Here is a 20,745-nt window from a genome sequence, read left to right as displayed (position 1 = left end):
CTCGCGGCGCCGCCACCTGAAGACGGTGCGTCTACCAATTTCGCCATCTGGGCAACTGCTTGAAGCATAGTGCTTTGTAGCGATTGGAGTGCAAATGTAGGGGCTGGTCTTGAATTTTGAACAAACTGCCCAAAAAATATTTTTACTTTTTTACGCCCAGCATCAATACACCTGCCAACACCAGGCAGGTGCCGACAATTTGTTCTAAAAATATCTGCTCGCCCAGAAAGAGATGTGCCTGTAAAATGGTACTGACCGGGCCAATAGAGGAAACAATGGCCACATTGCTGGAGCCTATTTTTTTCATCCCCGCCGCAATGAGGTAGGAGGGGATAACTGTAGATAAAATGGCTAACGCAGGTCCATACGTCCACAAGGTTGTGGATGCGGTGAGTATCGAGTAATTGCCCCGGAACAAAAAGTGCAGGAATATGCCCCCTGTTGCCGCCAGCATGGCAAAGGAGTTGAACTTGTTGGCGCCCACCTGTGGAATGATGCGGCCACTTCCTGATATATAAATTGAGTAAGTTATAGCGCACAGGAAAACCAGCAGGCTGCCCAACACAAAATTCGGATTGCTATTATCAAGTTGCAATTCGCCGATATAGGCTACCAGGATGCCCGCATAAGTTAGCACCACCGCAATGATCTGTTTCCGACTCAATGTCTGCTTAAATACGAAAGCATTGATCAGTAAAGAGAAGGTAGGGTATAAGAAAAGAATCAACCGCTCCAACCCCGCAGAAATATATTGCAGCCCCATAAAATCAAAAAGGCTACTGAGGTAATAGCCAAAAAGCCCGAGCACAATCACCAACACCCATTGGTTGCGCGACATACGCACATTGGCAGCATCGCGGTCAATAAGCCAGGCGCCTACCAGGTAGAAAGGTAAGGCAAACAGCATCCTGACGGTGAGCAGCGAAAGGGCATCCACTTTTGCCCCGGCAAATGCCAGTTTAACCAATATGGCCTTGGTTGAAAAGAGCAGAGAGCCTAGCAAGGCAAGTACATAACCAGCGGAAGGGTGTTGCAATAAACGACGCATGTAGCAGGAGCAATGGGTTGAAATAAAAACTGCAGCCGCCGGTGGGCAAGCTGCAGTTTTCTGAATAGGAGTGGACGCTGTTTGGTACAGCGGCAATAATGGAATTAAACAGCAACATTGAAGTCGCGCAGCGCATCGTTGAGGCTGGTCTTCAGGTCGGTGCTGGCTTTACGCTGCCCAATGATCAGGGCGCAGGGTACCTGGTATTCACCTGCGGGAAATTTCTTGGTAATGGAACCAGGAATCACCACGCTGCGTGCAGGCACTACGCCTTTGTATTCAACAGGCTCATCACCGCTTACATCAATGATCTTGGTGCTCTTGGTAAGTACCACATTGGCACCCAGTACGGCTTCTTTTTCTACACGAACACCTTCCACCACAATACAACGGCTTCCTAGGAAACAGCCATCTTCAATAACAACAGGCGCTGCCTGCAGGGGCTCCAGCACACCGCCGATACCCACGCCACCACTCAGGTGTACATTTTTGCCTATCTGTGCACAGCTGCCCACCGTTGCCCAGGTATCTACCATGGTACCTTCGTCAACATATGCACCTATATTTACATAAGAGGGCATCAGCACAACGGTTTTGGCGATGTATGCACCATAACGAGCTGTTGCCGGGGGCACAGCACGCACACCCAGTTCTTTGTAATTTTTCTTCAGCAGCATTTTGTCGTAAAACTCAAAGGGCTCTACGTTCCATGTTTGCATCTGCTGGATGCCGAAGTAAAGCAGGATGGCTTGCTTCACCCACTCGTTTACCACCCAACCATCATTGGTGGGTTCGGCCACGCGAAGCTGGCCTTTGTCAACTTGTTCAATTACTGCGCGGATAGCCTCCTGCGTGTCTGCGTTTTGGAGCAGTTCGCGGTTTGACCAGGCTTGTTCAATAGCGGCTTGAATATTCATGTTTGATATTGTTAAGCAGTTGGGGCAGCACTATCTGCCCGAAGCGATAATTTTGCAAACTTAATCCAAGCGGAATAAAGCAGCGATCAACTTTTTCTAACACTCCATATATGCATATTGGTTTTGATGCGAAGCGGTATTTTCATAACAACACAGGCCTGGGAAATTACAGCCGCACGCTGGTAAACGGACTGGCCCGTTTGTACCCGCAAAACCAGTATACCCTTTTCAACCCAAAGCCAGCAAATAATTATACTGTTCCGCAAGGCATGCCTTTGTCGGAGGCCCAGCCCCAAAATTGGCTGTACAAAAGTCTGCCCTCCTTTTGGCGAAGCAGGGGTATCGTGGACGATCTGAAAAAAGCAAGGGTAGATATATATCACGGCTTAAGCCATGAATTGCCTGTTGGTATTGCATCTTCGGGTGTGCAATCGGTAGTAACGGTGCACGACCTGATTTTTGAACGGTACCCCAAACAATATGGAGCCTACGAAGTGTACATGCACCGGAAAAAAATCCGCTATGCCTGTGCACATGCTAACCATGTAATTGCCATCAGCAAGCAAACGGCAGCGGACCTGCATAATCTTTATGGCGTACCTGAAGAAAAAATTTCTGTTTGCTACCAAAGTTGTGACCCGGTATTTGCCCGCCGGCATAGCGAGATCAAAAAGGAACTGATACTGGAAGCTTATGGGTTGCCCAGCCAATTCCTTTTATATGTTGGTTCGCTCATTGAGCGCAAAAACTTATTGGGTATCCTGCAGGGAATGCACGAAGCAGGTGAAGCCTTACACCTGCCCCTGGTAGTTGTAGGTGCAGGTAAAGCTTACCGCAAAAAGGTAAATGCCTACATGGATAATAAAGGATTGGGGAAAAATGTTTTCTTTTTAGCCGACAATCCCGAAGTGCCGGCGACTTTCAATATCCGGCGAACGGAAAACCTTTCTGCCCTGTACCAGGCAGCAACCGCACTTGTTTATCCTTCCTATTTTGAAGGGTTTGGCATACCCGTTCTGGAAGCTTTGTGGAGCCGTATTCCGGTCATCACCGCCAATACTTCCTGTCTGCCTGAAGCCGGTGGTGCTGGTGCTTTATATATTGATCCGGCAAGTACAGCAGAAATGGCAGCAGCGCTTGTTCGGATACAGGATGATGCTGAAATGCGGCAGGCGTTGGTAAACAAAGGATGGCAACATGCACAGAATTTCAGTTTGGAAAAATGCTGCGCATCGGTAATGGAAGTGTACGAACAATTATTGGCTTGATGTATTATACAGAACAGGATATGCTGAATTGTTTGCAGGTATTGCATGCGGGTGGTATCCTGCAGTTTTCCACCGAATATGGCTGCTGTCTTGGTTGTGATGCAACCCAAGAAAAAGCGGTGGACGCTTTGCGAGGGTACTTGCCAAAATCAGCTGCATCAACTTTTCCTGTATTGCTGGCCGAAGAACGTGATGTGCTGCAATGGGTAGCCGCTGCGGACCTCCTAGTATTTGACTTTGCAGTAGAACAGCCCAAACCGACAGCCATTCTTTTTGAACATGGCTTGGGCTTTGCCTCCAACCTGCCCGCACCAGATGGGTCTGTGCTCATCTTCCTTACCCGGGATGCGTTTTGCCGCCATCTGGTCAAGCGGTTCCGTAAACCAATAGTAGCAGCGCCCTTTGACCCCAAAGGATTCCAAAACGCTCAACCCGAACAAACATCAGTGGAACTTCCCATAATGCAAAGCCCTGTGACCCGGCAGGAAGTGCTTCATTCTGCTATGCCGCATAACCTGCAAGTGTTGTATTGGAATAAGGGCAATCCTGTAGTGGAGGAGTATTTATAACAGTAAAGGGATGTTTTGGGGTTTTTGTTTGCCCTGTAATTCTATTCCATTTTCAGCCTTATAAATCATTTTCTATTCTACACATCATCGGTTCCTATTTTTGCCCCCGATGGATATACCCTGCAATGAATATGAATTGATGGTGCTAAAAAAGGTGGCCCGTGCGGCAGCCAAGGTCGACCTGCCTTGCTATCTTATTGGCGGTTTTGTACGCGACAAGATCCTGGGTCGTCCAACAAAGGATGCCGATTTTGTTTGCGTTGGGAATGGCATGGTACTGGCCCAGGAGGCCGCCCAGCTGTTTCGTCCTGTTCCAAAAGTCAATTTCTTCAAACATTTTGGAACTGCCCAGTTCCGCATTGCAGACGGTTTTGACCTTGAATTTGTGGGTGCCCGCAAGGAGAGCTATACCCCCGAAAGCCGCAATCCTGAAGTTGCTCCCGGCACCATTGAAGACGATCAGAACCGCAGGGATTTTACCATCAATGCGCTTGCCATTTCCCTCAACAGTGCCGATTACGGCAGGCTGGTTGATCCTTTCAACGGGGTAAAAGACCTGGAAAGGGGCATCATCAAAACACCGCTGGATGCGGATACCACTTTCAGCGATGATCCACTTCGCATGATGCGGGCCATCAGGTTTGCGGCGCAGCTTGGATTTATGATCGAGTCGCAAACCCTGGCAGCGATCAGCCGCAACAAAGAGCGCATCAGTATCATTACACAGGAACGCATTACCGACGAACTGAATAAAATCGTGATGAGTCCAAAACCTTCCGTCGGTTTTGACCTGTTGTACAAAACAGGATTGCTGCAACTCATTTTCCCCCAGATGGTGGACCTTGCCGGTGCAGCGTATATCGATGGCAAAGGCCACAAGGACAACTTTTACCATACCCTGCAGGTACTGGATAATGCAGCACAGCGCAGCGACAAACTGTGGTTGCGCTGGGCAGCCATCCTGCACGATATAGCCAAACCAGCTACCAAGCGTTTTGAAGAAGGACACGGCTGGACCTTTCATGGGCATGAAGTGGTTGGCGGCCGCATGGTGCCTAAAATATTTAACAAGTTGCGCCTGCCCCTGGGCGAGCCCATGAAGTATGTTCAAAAATTAGTGGAACTGCACCTGCGGCCCATCAGTCTTACCAAGGAGGATATAACGGACTCTGCTATGCGCCGTTTGCTTTTTGATGCGGGCGAAGATTTTGAAGACCTCATGATCCTATGCGAGTCGGATATCACTTCAAAAAACAAGTTCAAGGTCAAGCGCTACCTCGAAAATTTTAACCTCGTGCGCAAGCGTTGTGCCGAGGTGGAAGAGAACGACCGGGTACGCAACTGGCAGCCCCCCATTACGGGCGAACTGATCATGCAAACCTTTGGCATCGGCCCTTCCCGGCCGGTGGGGGATATTAAAACAGCCATCAGGGAAGCCATCCTCGACGGGGTCATTCCAAACGAGTATGAAGCCGCTTTTGCCTTTATGCTGGAAAAAGGCCGCGAGCTAAACCTACAGCCGGTACAGTAATTGTGAAAAGATTATTTTTGACGCAAACCAACGCCCCTAATTAATGGCTATTCTGAGGTTCCGGATTTATTTTGAAGAAGACGACAGCGTTTATCGTGATGTGGCCATCCGCCATACCCAAAGTTTCCAGGAGCTGCATACGGCTATCCTGAAGGCTTTTGAGTTTGACAGTAAGCATGCCGCTACTTTTTTTCGCTCCAACGACAACTGGCAGCGTGGTCGCGAAATATCACTTGAAGTATATGATAAGGCATACAAGGCGCCCCCATTATTGATGAAGGATACGCCGGTGGGTAGCGAAATCAGGGATCCAAACCAGCGCTTTGTATACCTGTACGATTTTGTAAAGAATTGGTCCTTTCTCGTGGAGTTGATCAATGTTTCCAAGGAAGAGAATCCGAAGCTTACTTATCCCGCCATGGTGCGTAAGGAAGGAATTCCGCCCAGCCAGTACGGTACCAAGAGCCTGTTGGGTGAGAAGTTTGCCGATGTAGAAGAGAAATACGACCTCAGCCGCGATGCCGAAGGTTTTGGCACCGAAGGCGAAGATAGTGGCGAAGACCATGGTGCTGAAGATCACGGTAGTGAGGAGCACAACGAAGATTTTTAAGCTTAACTGCTGATTGTATAAACGGGCCAGAATCAAAAGCGCCGGGCGACAAACCTTGGTGACTTTTTGATTTTGGCTTTTTAATTTCCAGTCTTGCACCCAAAAACTGTAATTATTGTTGGTGGCCCGACAGCATCGGGCAAAACAGCGGCTGCCATCAGGCTGGCGCAACACTTTCGTACGGAGATCATTTCTGCCGACAGCAGGCAATGTTTTCAGGAAATGAATATTGGCGTAGCCCGGCCTTCTGCAGCCGAACTGGCTGCCGTACCACACCATTTCATTGCTTCACATTCCATCCAGGAAAAAATAACCGCAGCCACTTTCGAAGGGTATGCGCTTCAGAAGGCCGAAACCTTATTCCGGGACAACGATGTGGTAGTGATGGTAGGCGGAACCGGCTTGTATATTCAGGCTTTTTGCGATGGCTTTGATGCTATCCCCGAAGTACCCGAAGCAATACAGCTGGAAGTGCGCAAAGCCTATGCTACCCATGGGTTGGAGTGGTTACAGGCTGAAGTAGCCCGGCTCGATCCTTCTTTTTTTGTAAATGGTGAAACCCAAAATCCGCAGCGATTGATGCGGGCTCTGGAGGTATTCCTGGCAACGGGGAACTCTATCCTTAATTTCCGGAAAGGTGAAAAGACACAGCGAAATTTCCAGGTAGTAAAACTGGCACTTGATCTGCCCCGACCCATGCTGCACCAACGCATTAACCAAAGGGTTGATGCAATGATGGAATCGGGATTGGAAGCGGAAGTTAGATCCCTGTCGCCATACCAGCATCTCAACGCCTTACAAACTGTTGGGTACCGCGAGTTGTTTGCGTATTTTGATAACCATATCTCTTTAGTTGAAGCGGTTGAAAAGATCAAATCTAATACCCGTCAATACGCAAAAAGGCAATTGACCTGGTTCCGGAAAGATGCCGCTTTCCATTGGTTTTTGCCGGAAGACCTTGAAAGGATGGTTCAGTTTGCCACAGCCGCTATCAATAAAATGGCTGCCAATCCTTGATCTATTTTATTTTATACAGCATGCAAAGAGAAAGGGGCTATTGTGTAACACAACAGCCCCTTTCTCTTTATGTAAAACATTAAAACTTAAATCCAAAGGTCATCACCGCATTACTCATCTGCTGGCGTAACTGGGCACCTGCATAAAAAGCCGGATTCTCGAGGCGGTAGGCAAAATGCACATCGCGGTTGAGGGCGTGCACATAAGTTAGGTCAATGAAAAAGCCACGGTTGCGATAACCAAGCCCGCCACTTAAACTGGTACGGCTACCTTTTTCTCCATTGATATCTTGGTAAGGATTGCCGAAATATGCAGCACCCGCACGCACCATCAGGGTAGTGAACTTCAGTTCGCCACCAACTTTAAAGTTGAAGGCGCCTTTGTAGGCATTGTCAATTGCCGTATTCAGTGAGCGCAGGTAATCCTTGGTAGATTGATCGTTGCCATTATCAGCATCGGTCTGGAAGGAGGCTGCTTTATAGTTTACATATTCCACATCGGCAGTGAGAAAACCTTTTTGTTTGCTTACGTCCTCCACTTCACGCAGAACGTAGGAGATAGAACCAAGCAACCGGTATGGCGTGATGAGCATATACCGGAAATCCGAACGGGCCCCCGTAATGTCCTCCGAGGTTTGCGACCATTCGCCCTGGTAGTTTTCCGTGTTGGTATTCATCCGTACAAAATAATTGTCCGTGAGGTTGTATAGGGTAGGGGTGTGAAAGGCGAAACCAAGGCGCCAGGAATCTTCAGGTTTATAAATCATCCCCAGCTTTAAATTGAGGCCCCATCCGCGGGTGCGCAGGTCTTCTTCGATAACGGCTGCATCGAAATTATTATTGGTATTATCGGTAGCATCCGCTTCAATAAACTGCGATTCCCTGTTATAGCGCAGGTATGGAAAACCAAGGGTGCCACCAATCATCAGCTTATCGTTGATATTGGCTGCACCTGCAAGGGCAAACTCGTCGATGCCCCCCCTGTTCTGAACGGTTTGCCTTTGCAGCAAACCGGTGGCCGAATTGGCCAGGGTTTTAAAGCCATTGATGGAGCCGTTGGCTGCCCGGGTGGTATCAATATAGTAGGTGTTGAGGGCCAGCGATGCGCCATAAGGAAAATCCTGGGCTACGGCGTTGGCGTTCAGGCCGCGGGCTTCTTCCAGGTAGCGCTGCGAAAAAGAACTTTTTGGATTAGCGCCTTCATAAAAAATGTCTGAATTAAAATCCCCCGTACGGTTGTAAGCCAGCGAAAAGGCTGCACTTTTTACATTGCCGGTATTACTGCCGCCGCCAAATACAAATCCCGATGTGCCCCAGGTAAGCTTGTTGGTATTATCCTGTTTTTGCGTCCCTAGGTAAGTGCTCTTTGTGGTGCCAAATCGTACCTGTGGCGTGAGCACCAGGTCGCCGGTTCGGTAAAAGGCAAGACCGGCAGGGTTAACAAAGGTGGCCGTGATATCGCCGCCCAATGAGCACATGGCGCCGCCAATTGCCTGAACCCTTGCCGTGCCACCGGGCACCTGCCAGCCTGTACGCAGTGCATCGGCTGGCTCCTGCCCAAATGCTACACCGCTGAATAAAAGAAGGGAAAGTGTACAGATCCGTTTCATAAACAAAGCCTTTTGAAAAGAAGGTATGTACCTGCAGGTACAAAAAAGCCTGGTGCAACAGGATGCGGACTCTGTTTCACCAGGCTTCAATAGTGTTTTATTTAAAATTTACGCACTGGCGCACTGCCACGGCTGCTACCGCCCGAAGAGGACGAGCCGCCGCCACTGCTGCTATTGCTGTTCGAGCTGTTGCTGGAACGGCTTGGTGGCGTATAGCTATTGTTGCTGCTGTTGTTGTCAAAAGAACGACGGAGGTCATTGCCATAGCTGTTGGCGCTGCGGGTTGGCCTGTTGTCAAAACTTTGGTAATTGGTACCCGATGATTTGGGGGAAGAGTAACTGTTGCCGCCGCGGTTAAACGTGTTCAGGTTGTAAGTACGGGGCCTGTTGTAAATGGGGGTGGATGGATTTACCACGATCACATTATGCCCCCACGGCCTGTTGTACGGGTTGTAATATGGGTTGTAGTAAAAGTTCCAGTTGTTAAAACTATTGTAGTAGTTATATGGGCTGTAAAAATTGCCACCCCACAAACCAGCACCCGCATAAAAACCAGGGCGAGCATAATATCCGCCGAAATAAGGATCGTTATAATAATTATCCAGGTCGCTCCACCTGTTGCGGTTGCGCACCTTCATGCGGAGGTAGCGGTCGTCATCGGAATAGGCGTAGTCATCGCGGTAATCTCTGTTCCGGTTATTGCTGCGGTAAGTAGGCTGGTCTTCGCGGTTGCGCTGCACATACTCACTTCCCGAAACCTTCCTTTCAGGCGAGAAGTACACATCGTCGGGAGTCTGGCCGCTTTTGTACGCCGTTGTGCAACTGGTAGCCAGGAGCACGGTTGCAAGGATGGGTAGAACAAGTTTCATGGCAGAGATTTTAATTGGTTAAGGTGCTACTTTTGCTGCGCTTCTGTAGCTCCTTGTTTATGACATCAAATTACAGCCTTTTGCTGTTAACCATATACTAAAGCTACGCAGGCTTAATCAAAGTTATGAGTAAAGCTATTACCTCCCGTTCACAGGATTATTCGCAGTGGTACAACGACCTTATTTTGCGCGGCGGCCTGGCCGATTATTCGGCTGTGCGCGGCTGCATGGTGATCAAACCCTATGGCTTCACACTGTGGGAAAATATGCGCGATGTGCTGGACCGCATGTTCAAGGAAACCGGCCACCAGAATGCCTACTTCCCTTTGTTTGTACCCAAGAGCCTTTTTGAAGCGGAAGAAAAGAATGCCGAGGGCTTTGCCAAGGAGTGCGCCGTGGTAACCCATTACCGCCTGAAGTCGGACCCCAACAACAAGGGCAAACTGATGGTGGACCCTGAAGCTAAACTCGAAGAAGAACTGGTGGTGCGCCCCACGTCGGAAGCCATCATTTGGAATACCTATAAAGACTGGATCCAAAGCTACCGCGACCTGCCCATCCTGGTGAACCAGTGGGCCAACGTGGTGCGATGGGAAATGCGTACCCGCCTCTTTTTACGCACTGCCGAATTCTTGTGGCAGGAAGGTCATACCGCCCATGCTACCATGGAAGAGGCAGTGGAAGAAACACGGAAGATGCTGGATGTATATGCCGATTTCGTTGAAAATTACATGGCCCTGCCGGTGATCAAAGGGGTGAAAACGCCCAATGAACGTTTTGCCGGTGCGGAAGATACCTATTGCATTGAAGCGTTGATGCAGGACGGCAAGGCCCTGCAGGCAGGTACTTCGCATTTCCTGGGACAGAACTTTGCCAAAGCATTCGAGGTTAAATTCCTAAACAGGGAGAACAAGCAGGAATATGTGTGGGCCACTTCATGGGGTGTGAGCACCCGCCTGATTGGTGCCCTGGTAATGGCGCATAGCGATGACGAGGGCCTGGTGCTGCCTCCCCGCATTGCGCCCCTTCAGGTGGTGATTGTGCCCATCTTTAAAGGAGAAGAACAAAAGCAAAGAATTGATGCAAAGGTTGCCGAGATCACCAAAGGCCTGAAGGCGCTCGGTATTTCCGTAAAATACGACGACAGCGACAATAACCGTCCGGGCTGGAAATTTGCCGAATACGAACTCAAAGGAGTACCCGTACGCCTGGCACTTGGTGCCCGCGACCTGGAACAGAACGTTGTGGAAGTAGCCCGCCGCGATACCAAGGAGAAGCAAACCGTATCACTGGAGGGAATTGTGGCGCACATCCAGCAATTGCTGGCCGACATCCAGGAAAATATGTACAACAGAGCCAAAGCTTTCCAGCAGGCCAATATCACCAATGCTGATACCTGGGATGAATTTGTACAGGTACTGGATGGGAAAGCCGGTTTTGTTGCGGCTCATTGGGACGGTACTCCCGAAACGGAAGAAGCCATCAAGGAGCAGACAAAAGCTACCATCCGCTGTATCCCGTTGGACAATACACAGGAAGAAGGTAAATGTATCCTTACCGGCAAACCTTCCAAAGAGCGGGTTTTGTTTGCAAGGGCATACTAATCTTTATACAAGCAAATACGAGCAGGCGCAAAGCAATAAAGGGCTTTGCGCTTTTTTTATGTTTCCCAAAATAAGAGCAGTGTTCGTTAAGCCAGGTAAACCTGGCTGACTGATTCGGATTTGATAAGTACTGGTATGATGCAATTGCATGTTTTACCATTGTCTTGGTTACAATGGTAAACAGGTTGAAACATTTCAGCTTCGCACCTTTGCGTGAAACAATCCTACTTTTGCGGCGATGAACCTGATTGATAATCCTTTTGCACAGGGTAAGGTGCTGTTGGTAAACAAGCCGCTGCGGTGGACGTCTTTTAATGTGGTGAGCAAAATCCGTTACCTGAGCAAAACCAAAAAGGTAGGCCATGCAGGTACGCTTGATCCGCTGGCTACAGGCCTGCTCATCGTGTGCACGGGAAAGTTTACCAAGAAGATCAATGAGTACATGGCGCAGGAAAAAGAATACACCGGTACCATTACCTTAGGTTCGGTTACTCCAACTTTTGACCTGGAAAGTGAGCCGATGGACTTCAAAGATTATAGCCAGCTTACCGAAAGTGATATTGAAGCAGCCACCGTGCCTTTTACCGGTTTGATTTACCAAAAGCCACCCATCCACTCGGCCATCAAGAAGGACGGGAAAAGGGTATATGAGCTGGCCCGCAAAGGCATTGAAGTAGAAATGGAAGCCCGTCCTGTAACCATCAAAGTGTTTGAGATCACGGGAATCGACATGCCCTTGGTGCACTTCCGGGTGGTGTGCAGCACCGGTACTTATATCCGCAGCCTGGCAAATGATTTTGGTGCCGCACTGGGTGTTGGTGGGCATTTAAGCGCGCTTTGCCGCACCCGTATTGGGGCCTTTACCCTCAACCAGTCGCAAACGGTGGAAGAACTGGAGCAAACCATTCCGGCAGAAAGACTGGCCGGATCAGTAGGGCAGGAGGAAGGAAAAGGGGAGTAGTACCATAGCCTAGGTTTTTTGCCTTCATCCTGTGTAGCTAAATGAAAATTGTTTTCCTATAAAGCAGAAAGCGCATCCATTGGGTGCGCTTTCTGCTTTATTTTTTTCAAAAATCTTTTTCCAACATTTGGCATCAACTTCTAAAAAGGATAATTAATACCAAACTGCAATTGTCCATTCAGGGGCTTCCAGTTGTACAGCCAAATATCGCTTCCCCGTTTGGATGGGTCCTTTATTTTGTAGGCATAATCAAACCGCACCAGGAAAAATCCAAAGTCGATGCGCATCCCCAGGCCTGAGCCTATGGCAAGGTCGGTCCACAAACGGGAAAGTTTAAGGTTGCCATTGGTAAAATCGGGGTTGTTGCGGATAAACCAGATATTGCCGATATCTGTAAAGGCAGCGCCGTTAAGCAATACGCCGCCGATATTGGCCAAGGGAAAACGGTACTCCGCATTGGCCTCCAATTGAAGGTCACCAAAACGATCAGGGGCAATATTCTGGGCGGTGGATTTATTGTTGGAGCCTGGGCCCAGTTTCCGCAGCGCCCATGCCCGCATGCTGTTGGGGCCACCGGCGATATACTGTTTGAAAAAGGGCAGGTACCGGTTGCGGTTATCGCCATCAAAAAGCGGAATGCCAAAACCAGCGCCCCCAAAGAAGCGCCATGCAAATGCCGATTTACCTAGTTTATGCGTTTGCCTGAATTCGGCATCCAGCCTTACAAAGCGATACAAATTGCTGTCAATAAAGGCCGATTTGGCAAGCCCGGTAAGCATGCCTGAAGCTTCCAGGTTGATGCGTTTTTGGTTGGATACAACCTTGTTGCCGCCCGTTACCGTATAGCCCAGCGAAGTGGATGCCACCAGTCCATCGTTAAAGATATACTTGTAGGAAGCGTTCTCTTTTTCAAGGTCCAGCAGCAATTGCCTTTTGTTGATAATAGTATACTCCAGGTTGGGCAGACGCAGGTTTAGTTGTTTGTTGCGCCAGGTATATTCATACCCCCAGCTCAGGTTAAAGGCATAAAGGTTGAAAAACTCAAACCGGTCTGTATTATTTAAACTCAGGTTGAGCAGGGTACGGAAATTATCCCGCCTGTTTTCCGGTATGAACCGGAAATGGGGCATCAGCCTGGGGAAAACAATAGTGTTGTTGATCGAAATTACCTGGGTTTGGATATTATTACGTTCACCCAGTTCCACACCATACCGGATATTGGTGCTTGCCTGGTTGGCAGCCCTGCCCATGTTCCGGTTATTGATACCAGCTGTGATACCCAAGCCATACTGGCCAACAAATGGGTTGCCCCGGTTTTGGGTGCCTTCCAGGTTGATGGAGCTTTGGTATTTGAGTGCCGGTACCATCTTTACAACAAAATCCACTGTGTCTGTACCAGTTCTGGGGTTCTGGTCGATGCTCACCAGGCGCCAGGCACCGATGCTGTTCAGGCGGTTGAGGGTGCGCAGGTATGTATTCCTGTTATAAAGCCTGCCCTGGCGCAGGTAGATGTTTTCCGTAACGATGTGTGGCTTGAAAAGATTGCGGTAATTGATAACGGTAATGCCTCTGACTGTATCCACGGTGGAAACAAACCGGCCCGTATCAACAGACAGGTCGGGATAGATGGTGATATTGCCTACATGGTAGCGAATGAGGTGTGCGCTGTCTTCCGATGGCCTGAGCCTGATTTCCAGGTCGGCAGTGGGGTTTTCACGGCGCTGCCGCAGTGCCTCCAGTTGGCGCGCCTGTTCAATGGGGTCAAAGGTTGGGCGCAGCAGGGCAACACCAACGGTGTCGTACACCGCCAGCAGGTTTTCGAACGAAAAACGCATATACCCATTGTTGCGGTACACATTTACCAGCCGGTCCAACTCTGCAGAGATCACTGCTTTTGAAAAAGCTGTTCCCTTTTTTAGCTGGCTGGCTGCCAAACTGTTGATGGTGATCTGTTGCAGGGAGTCGTCGCCCATATTATACCGGACCGAATCGAGGGCAATGAGCTTACCTGGCAGTACCTTGAAATTGATAGTAGTACGATACTGGTCTTCCTTGATTTGTTGAACGGTATCAAAACTGATGGAGTCGCGGAAATATCCTTTTGCATTGAGCAGGGCCCGCATAAACTGCACCGACTGAGCCGCATTGGCACTGTCGTAAACAGGCGGGTTGACAATTTCGGTATAAAAAAGCCGGGGACCATTTTTCCAGCCAACCAGCTTGCTAACGGAACGCACCTGTATGCTGTCGTCGAGTTGTTGGGTTAAATCTGCAGTCAGCTGTTTCGATTCCTCCTTGCTAAATTTGCCCTCCAGTTCAATATTGGTCTGGTAAACAAAAGGTTTGTTTGCAGGGTAATTGCGCAGCGTGGTGCAGGAGTACAGCAGTAATAAAAGGAGCGGGGCGAGAAAGGGTTGCCGGTATCGTCGTTCCTGGAAATTCAACATAAATTATTAAGGCCCGTCTATGCTCAGTAATAAAGTGGTTAAAGATATTCAAAGTTTAAGCGACAAGAAGCACCGCGACGAGGCCCGCCTCTTTGTGGCTGAAGGGCCGAAGATAGTAGCGGAAATGATTGCTGCCGCAGCCTTCCAGATTGAAGCCATTTATGCTTTGCCAGCCTGGGCCGAAGCCAATGCCACCCAATTCCAGGGCTTACCCCTCACCATCGTGGACGAACGCATGCTCCAAAGGCTATCGAACCTGCAAACACCCAACCAGGTGCTGGCCATCATGCGCCAGTTCCCTTCGCAAGCTCCAAACGATATAGAAGGTTGGGTATTGTACCTCGATACCATACAGGACCCGGGTAATATGGGTACCATCATCCGCCTTGCCGACTGGTTTGCCATTTCCCATATTGTATGTACACCCGGCTGCGCCGATCCGTACAACAATAAAGTGGTACAAAGTACCATGGCCTCCTTGGCCCGGGTAAATATATGGGTGGACAAAACGGGCAGCTGGATCGGGGAGCAGCAACTTCCTGTTTGGGCCGCTGCGCTAAATGGCCAGTCGCTGTACGAAGTAGCTGTACCATCAACCGGCATCCTTATGATCGGCAATGAATCGAAAGGCTTAGGACCTGGCCTGATGGAAAGAGCGACGCAAAAAATAACCATCCCCCGCAAAGGCAAAGCGGAATCTTTGAATGCTGCCGTGGCAACAGGAATTATTTTATCGCACCTAAATCTCCATTAAAGGCCAGGGGTATTACCTGAAACGAATAGCCTTTACCGGCTGGATTCTTCGTACAAGGAAAGAGGGTATCATCAATACAAGAAAAGAAACCAGCAGCGTACCTATGGCCACTGCCACCACCTGCTCCCAGCGGATGATGACAACCGCGGTTTCCATATAATAGGCTTCCTCTTTAAGCCGCACAAAACCCGTTTCCATTTGCAGCCATAGCAGCCCCAAGGCAAAGGCGGTACCGAGGATGATGCCGGTAAGCGTAATCAGCACCGAGTGGTTGAGAAATATTTTTTGTACTGTCCAGTTGCTGGCCCCAAGGGCTTTTAAAATGCCGATCATCCGGAGTCTTTCCAGTACCAGGATGATCAGGCAGGTAATAAGGTTGATCAGTGCAATGATGATCATAATAGCGATCAAAATGCCCTGGTTGGTGTTCTGGATGTCCAGCCAGTCGAAAATATAGGGCATGATCTCCCTTACTGTTTTTGTTTCCCATAATTGGGGGAAGCCTTCCTGCCCATACACTTCGTTGCTTACGGCATCCATCTGCCGGTAGTCCTGCAGGAATACTTCGTAGCCGCCAATTTCAGAAGGCATCCAGCCATTCAGCCTTTGAATCAGTCGCAGGTCACCAAGGGCAAAAGTTTTATCGTACTCCTCGATGCTGGTTTTGTAAATGCCTACAACCGTGAGCCTGTCGGGCCGCATGCTGCCATCCGGACGGATAAAATAAATCAGGATGCGGTCATTCAGTTTGAGTTGCAACTGGCCTGCCGTGCTTGCCGATAGTACTATCTCCCTGCTATAGCTGCTGTCGTTGTACCGGAGCCAGCGGCCTTCTTTCAAAAATGCCTGCAGGTGGCTGAAATCATAATCTGGCGGCAGCCCTTTCAGCAGCACACCTTCCATGTCTTCCTTTGTTTTCAGGATGGCGTATTTGGTGGCAAATGGCTGGATGGACCGAACGGCAGGATTGTTGCGGATGGATGCGGCCAGCCTATTGTCGGCAACGATGGGAATATCTTCGGCAATATTGGCCTTCATGGGTTGGCGGGCCTGTATGCGGATATGCCCGGAAAATGAAAAGACCTTCTGGCTCACCGTTTCCTGGAACCCGTTAACCAGTGAAAGGGTGATGATCATCACCGCCACGGAAATGATGGTAGCGCCAATGGAAAGGCGGATGATGAACCTGGAAAATGACTGCTGCTGGTTGAAAGCAATACGCCGTGCTATGAAAGAGGAAAGGTTCAAAGACAATATTTAGGGGGTTATGCAGTTATGAAGGGGCGCCGAAATTTCCGTTGCCGGCCTTTTGCTGCCGCTCAAAAATAACGCCGCAGGCATAAAAAACTTATTTTCAATCCAGTTATGAAGCGTATAGCTTGTTTTATACTTTTTCTTTTCCTGTTGGCCACCCATTGGTCGGCAGCGCAGAATATTCACTCCATCAAGCTTTTTCGCACCGGCGACCAAACCACTTTTCCCATCCTGCAACTGGGTGGCTCTGATCTGTTGGAGTTGCATTTCGACGACCTGGACGCCGACATAAAGAACTACTATTATGCCTTCCAGTTGTGTAATGCCGACTGGTCGCCGGCCCTTTGGAATACCTTCGACTATATCAAAGGGTTTCAGAATGTGCGCATTACTACCTACCGCAACTCCTCCCTTTCCAATACCCGGTACACCCACTACCAGGCACAACTGCCCGACCGCAACTCGGTGCCTACCCGTTCGGGCAATTATATCCTGAAGGTTTTCCTGAACGGCGACACTTCCAAAACGGTTTTCCGCCGCCGCTTTGTGGTAACCGACAATAAAGTGACTGTAGGTGCACAGGTGCAGCAGCCTTTCAATGCGAAATTGTACCGCTCCGGGCAAAAGCTGGTGGTTGCTGTAAATACCGATGCCCGGGTTAAAGTGATGAGCCCAACCGACCTGAAGGTGGTAGTGCTGCAAAACAATAACTGGACAACTTCCTTTGGTATAGACCGGCCAACCATTTACCGCAACAATTACTACGAGTACAGTGATGAAGCTTTTACAGCATTGCCTTCCATCAGGGAGTTTCGCTGGTCCGACCTACGCAGTTTCCGGCTGCAAAGCGAAAGGGTGCAGGACATCCAGGTGGTAGGCAACAAAACTTCTGTAACCATCAACCCGGACAAAACAAGGGCGGACCTTGGATACGTTTACTACCGTGACCTGAACGGAAGTTATACCCTGGAGCCGTTGGAAAACATCAATCCTTTCTGGCAAACAGATTATGCTTCGGTGCGTTTTTCTTACTTCCCTCCGGAAAACAAGGTGCTACCCGGCCAGGACCTCTACATTTTTGGTGAGTTTACCAACTGGGCTGCCGATACATCGGCCCTGATGCAGTTTAATGCCGAACGGGGGGCATATGAAAAAACGCTGCTGCTCAAACAGGGTTATTATAGTTATGCTTACGCCACCATGCCGGCAGGTAAAAAGGTTTTTCCTGATTTCACCCAAACAGAAGGGAATTTCTGGAATGCCGAAAACAGCTATACCATCCTGGTTTACTTCCGGCCCTTTGGTGCCCGTGCCGATGAACTGATTGGTGCTACCACGGTCAATTCGCTGGTGGCAAGACCGGGTGGGTTATAAGCCTAACTTTGCAAAGTGGCATATGCCACTTTTTCTTTTTTCTTTTGCGTTCATGCGCAGCCTTCTTTTTTGTCTACTTTGTTTATCGCTTCAGGCAGCTGGCCAGGCGGAAAATTGGTATAAGATGCTTGCCGGTACCATCGGCAACTACCCTGTAGTGATGCACCTGCACAAGGCAGGGCATACCTACAACGGATATTATTATTACCAAAGCACCCAGCAGCCCCTGCCCATTATGGGAGAAGATACCAGTGTTGCCGGCACCGTCACCTTGATGGTAACCAGTGGTGGTGCTAAAGAAGGAGAGTTTTTCCAGTTCACCTTAATTGGTGGCGCAGCAAAAGGCAACTGGCAGTTGGATGACCACCAAAAGACGCTTCCATTTATTGCCAAAGAACAAGTTTCCCAAACTGCATTCCAGTATTTAAATCATAAAGCTGCCCAGCCATTAAAAGCATCAATGCCCAACTCGCCGAGAGTGTCCTACGATGCCGCTATTGTATGGCCCACTGGTGGTAATGGGGTAGGAACTGCCATCAGGAAAAGGCTGGTGCAATTTGTTGGGTCAGGGAACCAGGGTGGTGAGGCCGCTGCCCTGATGCAACAGGCACAATCGAACCTCTTTGCCGCCTACAGAAAAGAATTTGGTCAAACAAAAGAAGAAGAACTAAAAGAAATGCCCGCCGCTTTTACAAACGATCAAAGCCAAAGAGCCTTGGTTGCTTATAGTGGCAAGGCTTTTTTGTCCCTTTCGCTGTTTACTTATGCCTACACCGGGGGTGCTCACGGTAACTATGGTACGCAGTTCCAAAGCTTCAATCTGGCCTCCGGCAAAGCATTGCAAGTAAAGGATGTGCTCAATCCTGCAGGCATTAAGGCGCTTTCTAAACTCTTGGCTGCTGCCTTCCGGGAAAGAGAAGGGCTGAGTGCTGCAACGCCACTGACAGAAGGGGGCCTGTTTGAGAACAAGCTCAAAACAACAGATAATTTCTTTGTTACCGGAAAGGGCCTCGGCTTCAACTACCAGCCTTACGAGATCGGGCCTTATGCGATGGGAGAGATCATTTTGTACCTGCCTTATGCCCGGATCCGGAATTACCTGCAGCCCGGTTTTGCAAATGCTTTGAAAAAAAATTAAGCTTGCTGATTTGTAATCAGTTACAGCTCCCTATATTTGCAGCGGCAGGTCTCATACGGCCAGCTCCTGCTGAACTCCCCCAGGACCGGAAGGTAGCAAGGGTAGGCGGTTGTAGCGGTGCGATGTGAGTAGCCTGCCATTTTTTTATTCCCCTATTGTCCTTTACGACAACATCGTTTTTCTCCTGCTTCTTGGTTTCGGTTCGCCCATAATTTCTTCTGCACTTTTCAATGGCTCCGTAAATCCTCTTTTCCGGATATAGATGATTGCTTCTTTCCACACTTTAGGATTGCTGCGCAGGCTCACTTTTACAATCACCGAATCAAACGTATACGTACTGTCTATAAAAAGGTCGTTGCCTTTGAAGTGGCCGGTATTGGCGCTAAATACCAGGTGCGTGCTGTCCAGGGGCTGCCACCTGCCATCGGCATACTGGCCATCTACAGATATATAATTGTAAAACCCTTTTTTTAGGCTGTCGGTATATAGGTTGAAAACTACCTGCGTTACCTGTTGTGCCCGGAGCCCGGTTGATGCCAGCAGGAGCATAACTATGGTACAAAATTTTGCCATCTATGTTTTGTGTTACGGAAGTTAAGACGGCGCAACGGCTTTGGGCGTTGCAACTTTGCAAAATTGACGGCAGATGAATTTTTTGTTACGGCCTAATAAAAATTTGCTGCTTCCGCTGCGGCCCTTATTTTTGCGGCACAAAATGATCACACTCGTACATATCCACCACAATGCTCATACTTGCCTTGCCGGGTAAGCCGCTGGTGTTTTGTGTATTGTTACATAACTAAAGGCTTACCGCGAGGTAGGCCTTTTTATTTTGTTTTTATGAAACTGAAAATAGCCATTCAAAAGTCGGGCCGCCTGCACGACGACTCGATGAAACTGCTGAACGATTGTGGCCTCAATGTAAAGAACGGCCACAACCAGCTCAAGAGCATGTCGGAGAACTTTCCGGTAGAAGTGTATTTCCTGCGCGATGACGATATTCCGCAATACGTGGAAGATGGCGTAGCCCATATCGGCTTTGTTGGCGAGAATGTTTTATACGAAAAAAACAAGACGGTAGACATCGTAGAGAAAGTAGGTTTTGGTAAATGCCGCCTTTCTATTGCCGTAGGCAAAAACGACGAGTATACCGGTCCGCAGTTTCTCCAGGGTAAAAAAATCGCAACCAGCTATCCTTTTCTTACGCAGCAGTTTTTGAAAGAAAATGGCGTAGACTGCGAAATTCACGAGATCAGCGGTTCTGTGGAACTTGCGCCAGGTATCGGTCTTGCCGATGCGGTGTGCGACCTGGTGAGCAGCGGCTCAACACTCTTTATGAATGGCCTCAAAGAAGTGCAGCCCATCCTGCAAAGCCAGGCGGTGCTGATCAAAGGAAAGGAGCTGCCTGCCGAACAGCAACAACTGCTCGACCAACTGGTGTTCCGCATACGTGCCGTGCGCAAAGCAAAGCGCTACAAATATGTGTTGTTGAATGCGCCTGAGCAATCGCTGCAAACCATTGTAAGCCTGTTGCCCGGTATGCGCAGCCCCACGGTATTGCCCCTGGCCGAATCGGGCTGGAGCTCGGTACATAGTGTGATTGAAGAAGATGCGTTCTGGGATAAGATCGAGCAACTGAAAGCCGCCGGTGCAGAAGGCATTTTGGTAGTGCCCATTGAAAAGATGATCATGTAAACCGAACCGGTGATTAAAGGGATTGATTTGCGCAAAGTGGTTTAACCAATCACTACTCACCAGTCACTTTCCTTACTCAC

Annotated in this window: 18 protein-coding genes and 1 other RNA gene; 12 read left to right on the top strand and 7 right to left on the bottom strand. The window is 49.2% G+C overall.

The genetic code is table 11. The annotated features are described in order from the left end of the window. Positions 1-142: 142 nt before the first annotated feature. On the bottom strand, positions 143-1,048 hold the full coding sequence (locus BUE76_RS15365; protein WP_073041428.1) for a DMT family transporter: 906 nt from the start codon (positions 1,046-1,048) through the stop codon (positions 143-145). A gap of 104 nt (positions 1,049-1,152) precedes the next feature. Further along, positions 1,153-1,965, bottom strand: coding sequence for a 2,3,4,5-tetrahydropyridine-2,6-dicarboxylate N-succinyltransferase (locus tag BUE76_RS15360; protein WP_073041426.1), 813 nt, complete (start codon positions 1,963-1,965; stop codon positions 1,153-1,155). A gap of 110 nt (positions 1,966-2,075) precedes the next feature. Here BUE76_RS15360 and BUE76_RS15355 point away from each other — a divergent pair, with 110 nt between their 5' ends. From BUE76_RS15355 to miaA, 5 genes are all read left to right on the top strand, one after another. Beyond that, positions 2,076-3,233: a glycosyltransferase family 4 protein gene (locus BUE76_RS15355; protein ID WP_073041424.1), complete on the top strand. Its 1,158-nt coding sequence runs from the start codon at positions 2,076-2,078 to the stop codon at positions 3,231-3,233. After that, complete coding sequence (locus BUE76_RS15350) at positions 3,188-3,802, top strand: L-threonylcarbamoyladenylate synthase (RefSeq protein WP_158069980.1); 615 nt, start codon at positions 3,188-3,190, stop codon at positions 3,800-3,802. Before BUE76_RS15355 ends, BUE76_RS15350 begins: the two co-directional genes overlap by 46 nt. Positions 3,803-3,911: 109 nt before the next feature. Then, positions 3,912-5,333: a CCA tRNA nucleotidyltransferase gene (locus BUE76_RS15345; RefSeq protein WP_073041420.1), complete on the top strand. Its 1,422-nt coding sequence runs from the start codon at positions 3,912-3,914 to the stop codon at positions 5,331-5,333. Positions 5,334-5,376: 43 nt separating this feature from the next. Next, positions 5,377-5,943 carry an IS1096 element passenger TnpR family protein gene (locus BUE76_RS15340; protein ID WP_073041418.1) on the top strand — a complete coding sequence of 189 codons (567 nt, stop codon included), beginning with the start codon at positions 5,377-5,379 and terminating at the stop codon, positions 5,941-5,943. A gap of 93 nt (positions 5,944-6,036) precedes the next feature. Then, a complete protein-coding gene (gene miaA / locus BUE76_RS15335; protein ID WP_073041416.1) occupies positions 6,037-6,960 on the top strand; it encodes a tRNA (adenosine(37)-N6)-dimethylallyltransferase MiaA in 924 nt (307 codons plus the stop codon). A 79-nt stretch (positions 6,961-7,039) separates the two neighbouring features. Here miaA and BUE76_RS15330 read toward each other — a convergent pair whose 3' ends face one another. Next, positions 7,040-8,569, bottom strand: a complete 1,530-nt coding sequence (locus BUE76_RS15330; protein ID WP_073041414.1) for an OmpP1/FadL family transporter — start codon at positions 8,567-8,569, stop codon at positions 7,040-7,042. A gap of 101 nt (positions 8,570-8,670) precedes the next feature. Continuing rightward, positions 8,671-9,438, bottom strand: a complete 768-nt coding sequence (locus tag BUE76_RS15325) for a hypothetical protein (RefSeq protein WP_073041412.1) — start codon at positions 9,436-9,438, stop codon at positions 8,671-8,673. A 125-nt stretch (positions 9,439-9,563) separates the two neighbouring features. Between BUE76_RS15325 and proS the strand changes: the two genes are divergently transcribed. Beyond that, positions 9,564-11,042: a proline--tRNA ligase gene (gene proS / locus BUE76_RS15320; RefSeq protein ID WP_073041410.1), complete on the top strand. Its 1,479-nt coding sequence runs from the start codon at positions 9,564-9,566 to the stop codon at positions 11,040-11,042. A 238-nt stretch (positions 11,043-11,280) separates the two neighbouring features. Continuing rightward, a complete protein-coding gene (truB, locus tag BUE76_RS15315) occupies positions 11,281-12,003 on the top strand; it encodes a tRNA pseudouridine(55) synthase TruB (RefSeq protein WP_073041409.1) in 723 nt (240 codons plus the stop codon). A 140-nt stretch (positions 12,004-12,143) separates the two neighbouring features. Here truB and BUE76_RS15310 read toward each other — a convergent pair whose 3' ends face one another. Next, a complete protein-coding gene (locus tag BUE76_RS15310; protein WP_073041407.1) occupies positions 12,144-14,450 on the bottom strand; it encodes a BamA/TamA family outer membrane protein in 2,307 nt (768 codons plus the stop codon). A 19-nt stretch (positions 14,451-14,469) separates the two neighbouring features. On the opposite strand from BUE76_RS15310, the gene BUE76_RS15305 reads away from it, so the two are divergent. Beyond that, positions 14,470-15,204 (top strand): TrmH family RNA methyltransferase, encoded by a 735-nt coding sequence (locus tag BUE76_RS15305; protein ID WP_073041405.1) that lies wholly within the window; start codon positions 14,470-14,472, stop codon positions 15,202-15,204. Positions 15,205-15,216: 12 nt separating this feature from the next. On the opposite strand, the gene BUE76_RS15300 is transcribed toward BUE76_RS15305, so the two are convergent. After that, positions 15,217-16,452 carry an ABC transporter permease gene (locus BUE76_RS15300; protein ID WP_073041404.1) on the bottom strand — a complete coding sequence of 412 codons (1,236 nt, stop codon included), beginning with the start codon at positions 16,450-16,452 and terminating at the stop codon, positions 15,217-15,219. A 117-nt stretch (positions 16,453-16,569) separates the two neighbouring features. On the opposite strand from BUE76_RS15300, the gene BUE76_RS15295 reads away from it, so the two are divergent. The 3 genes from BUE76_RS15295 to ffs all read left to right on the top strand — a co-directional run bounded on the left by BUE76_RS15295 (position 16,570) and on the right by ffs (position 19,112). Continuing rightward, complete coding sequence (locus BUE76_RS15295; RefSeq protein WP_073041402.1) at positions 16,570-17,832, top strand: type IX secretion system plug protein; 1,263 nt, start codon at positions 16,570-16,572, stop codon at positions 17,830-17,832. A gap of 124 nt (positions 17,833-17,956) precedes the next feature. Next, positions 17,957-18,970: a DUF3298 and DUF4163 domain-containing protein gene (locus BUE76_RS15290; protein ID WP_073041400.1), complete on the top strand. Its 1,014-nt coding sequence runs from the start codon at positions 17,957-17,959 to the stop codon at positions 18,968-18,970. A 42-nt stretch (positions 18,971-19,012) separates the two neighbouring features. Continuing rightward, an RNA gene (gene ffs, locus BUE76_RS15285) (signal recognition particle sRNA small type) lies at positions 19,013-19,112 on the top strand. Between the two features lie 20 nt (positions 19,113-19,132). Here ffs and BUE76_RS15280 read toward each other — a convergent pair. Further along, positions 19,133-19,543, bottom strand: a complete 411-nt coding sequence (locus tag BUE76_RS15280; RefSeq protein ID WP_143157239.1) for a hypothetical protein — start codon at positions 19,541-19,543, stop codon at positions 19,133-19,135. A 267-nt stretch (positions 19,544-19,810) separates the two neighbouring features. On the opposite strand from BUE76_RS15280, the gene hisG reads away from it, so the two are divergent. Further along, positions 19,811-20,665: an ATP phosphoribosyltransferase gene (hisG, locus tag BUE76_RS15275; protein WP_073041396.1), complete on the top strand. Its 855-nt coding sequence runs from the start codon at positions 19,811-19,813 to the stop codon at positions 20,663-20,665. Positions 20,666-20,745: the final 80 nt, after the last annotated feature.

This window comes from Cnuella takakiae (assembly GCF_001953305.1).
Lineage (GTDB): Bacteria > Bacteroidota > Bacteroidia > Chitinophagales > Chitinophagaceae > Flavisolibacter > Flavisolibacter takakiae.
The sequence above is the reverse complement of the archived record's forward strand: the minus strand, read 5'-3'. Positions and strand labels throughout refer to the sequence as shown.

Bases quoted from the DNA above. Each gene is read 5' to 3' on its own strand.
- BUE76_RS15355 (WP_073041424.1), top strand. From the start codon at position 2,076: ATGCATATTGGTTTTGATGCGAAGCGGTATTTTCATAACAACACAGGC.
- BUE76_RS15295 (WP_073041402.1), top strand. From the start codon at position 16,570: ATGAAGCGTATAGCTTGTTTTATACTTTTTCTTTTCCTGTTGGCCACC.
- BUE76_RS15340 (WP_073041418.1), top strand. From the start codon at position 5,377: ATGGCTATTCTGAGGTTCCGGATTTATTTTGAAGAAGACGACAGCGTT.
- BUE76_RS15325 (WP_073041412.1), bottom strand. From the start codon at position 9,438: ATGAAACTTGTTCTACCCATCCTTGCAACCGTGCTCCTGGCTACCAGT.
- hisG (WP_073041396.1), top strand. From the start codon at position 19,811: ATGAAACTGAAAATAGCCATTCAAAAGTCGGGCCGCCTGCACGACGAC.
- BUE76_RS15350 (WP_158069980.1), top strand. From the start codon at position 3,188: ATGCTGCGCATCGGTAATGGAAGTGTACGAACAATTATTGGCTTGATG.
- BUE76_RS15345 (WP_073041420.1), top strand. From the start codon at position 3,912: ATGGATATACCCTGCAATGAATATGAATTGATGGTGCTAAAAAAGGTG.
- proS (WP_073041410.1), top strand. From the start codon at position 9,564: ATGAGTAAAGCTATTACCTCCCGTTCACAGGATTATTCGCAGTGGTAC.
- truB (WP_073041409.1), top strand. From the start codon at position 11,281: ATGAACCTGATTGATAATCCTTTTGCACAGGGTAAGGTGCTGTTGGTA.
- BUE76_RS15360 (WP_073041426.1), bottom strand. From the start codon at position 1,965: ATGAATATTCAAGCCGCTATTGAACAAGCCTGGTCAAACCGCGAACTG.
- BUE76_RS15365 (WP_073041428.1), bottom strand. From the start codon at position 1,048: ATGCGTCGTTTATTGCAACACCCTTCCGCTGGTTATGTACTTGCCTTG.
- BUE76_RS15330 (WP_073041414.1), bottom strand. From the start codon at position 8,569: ATGAAACGGATCTGTACACTTTCCCTTCTTTTATTCAGCGGTGTAGCA.
- BUE76_RS15280 (WP_143157239.1), bottom strand. From the start codon at position 19,543: ATGGCAAAATTTTGTACCATAGTTATGCTCCTGCTGGCATCAACCGGG.
- BUE76_RS15305 (WP_073041405.1), top strand. From the start codon at position 14,470: ATGCTCAGTAATAAAGTGGTTAAAGATATTCAAAGTTTAAGCGACAAG.
- BUE76_RS15290 (WP_073041400.1), top strand. From the start codon at position 17,957: ATGCTTGCCGGTACCATCGGCAACTACCCTGTAGTGATGCACCTGCAC.
- BUE76_RS15310 (WP_073041407.1), bottom strand. From the start codon at position 14,450: ATGTTGAATTTCCAGGAACGACGATACCGGCAACCCTTTCTCGCCCCG.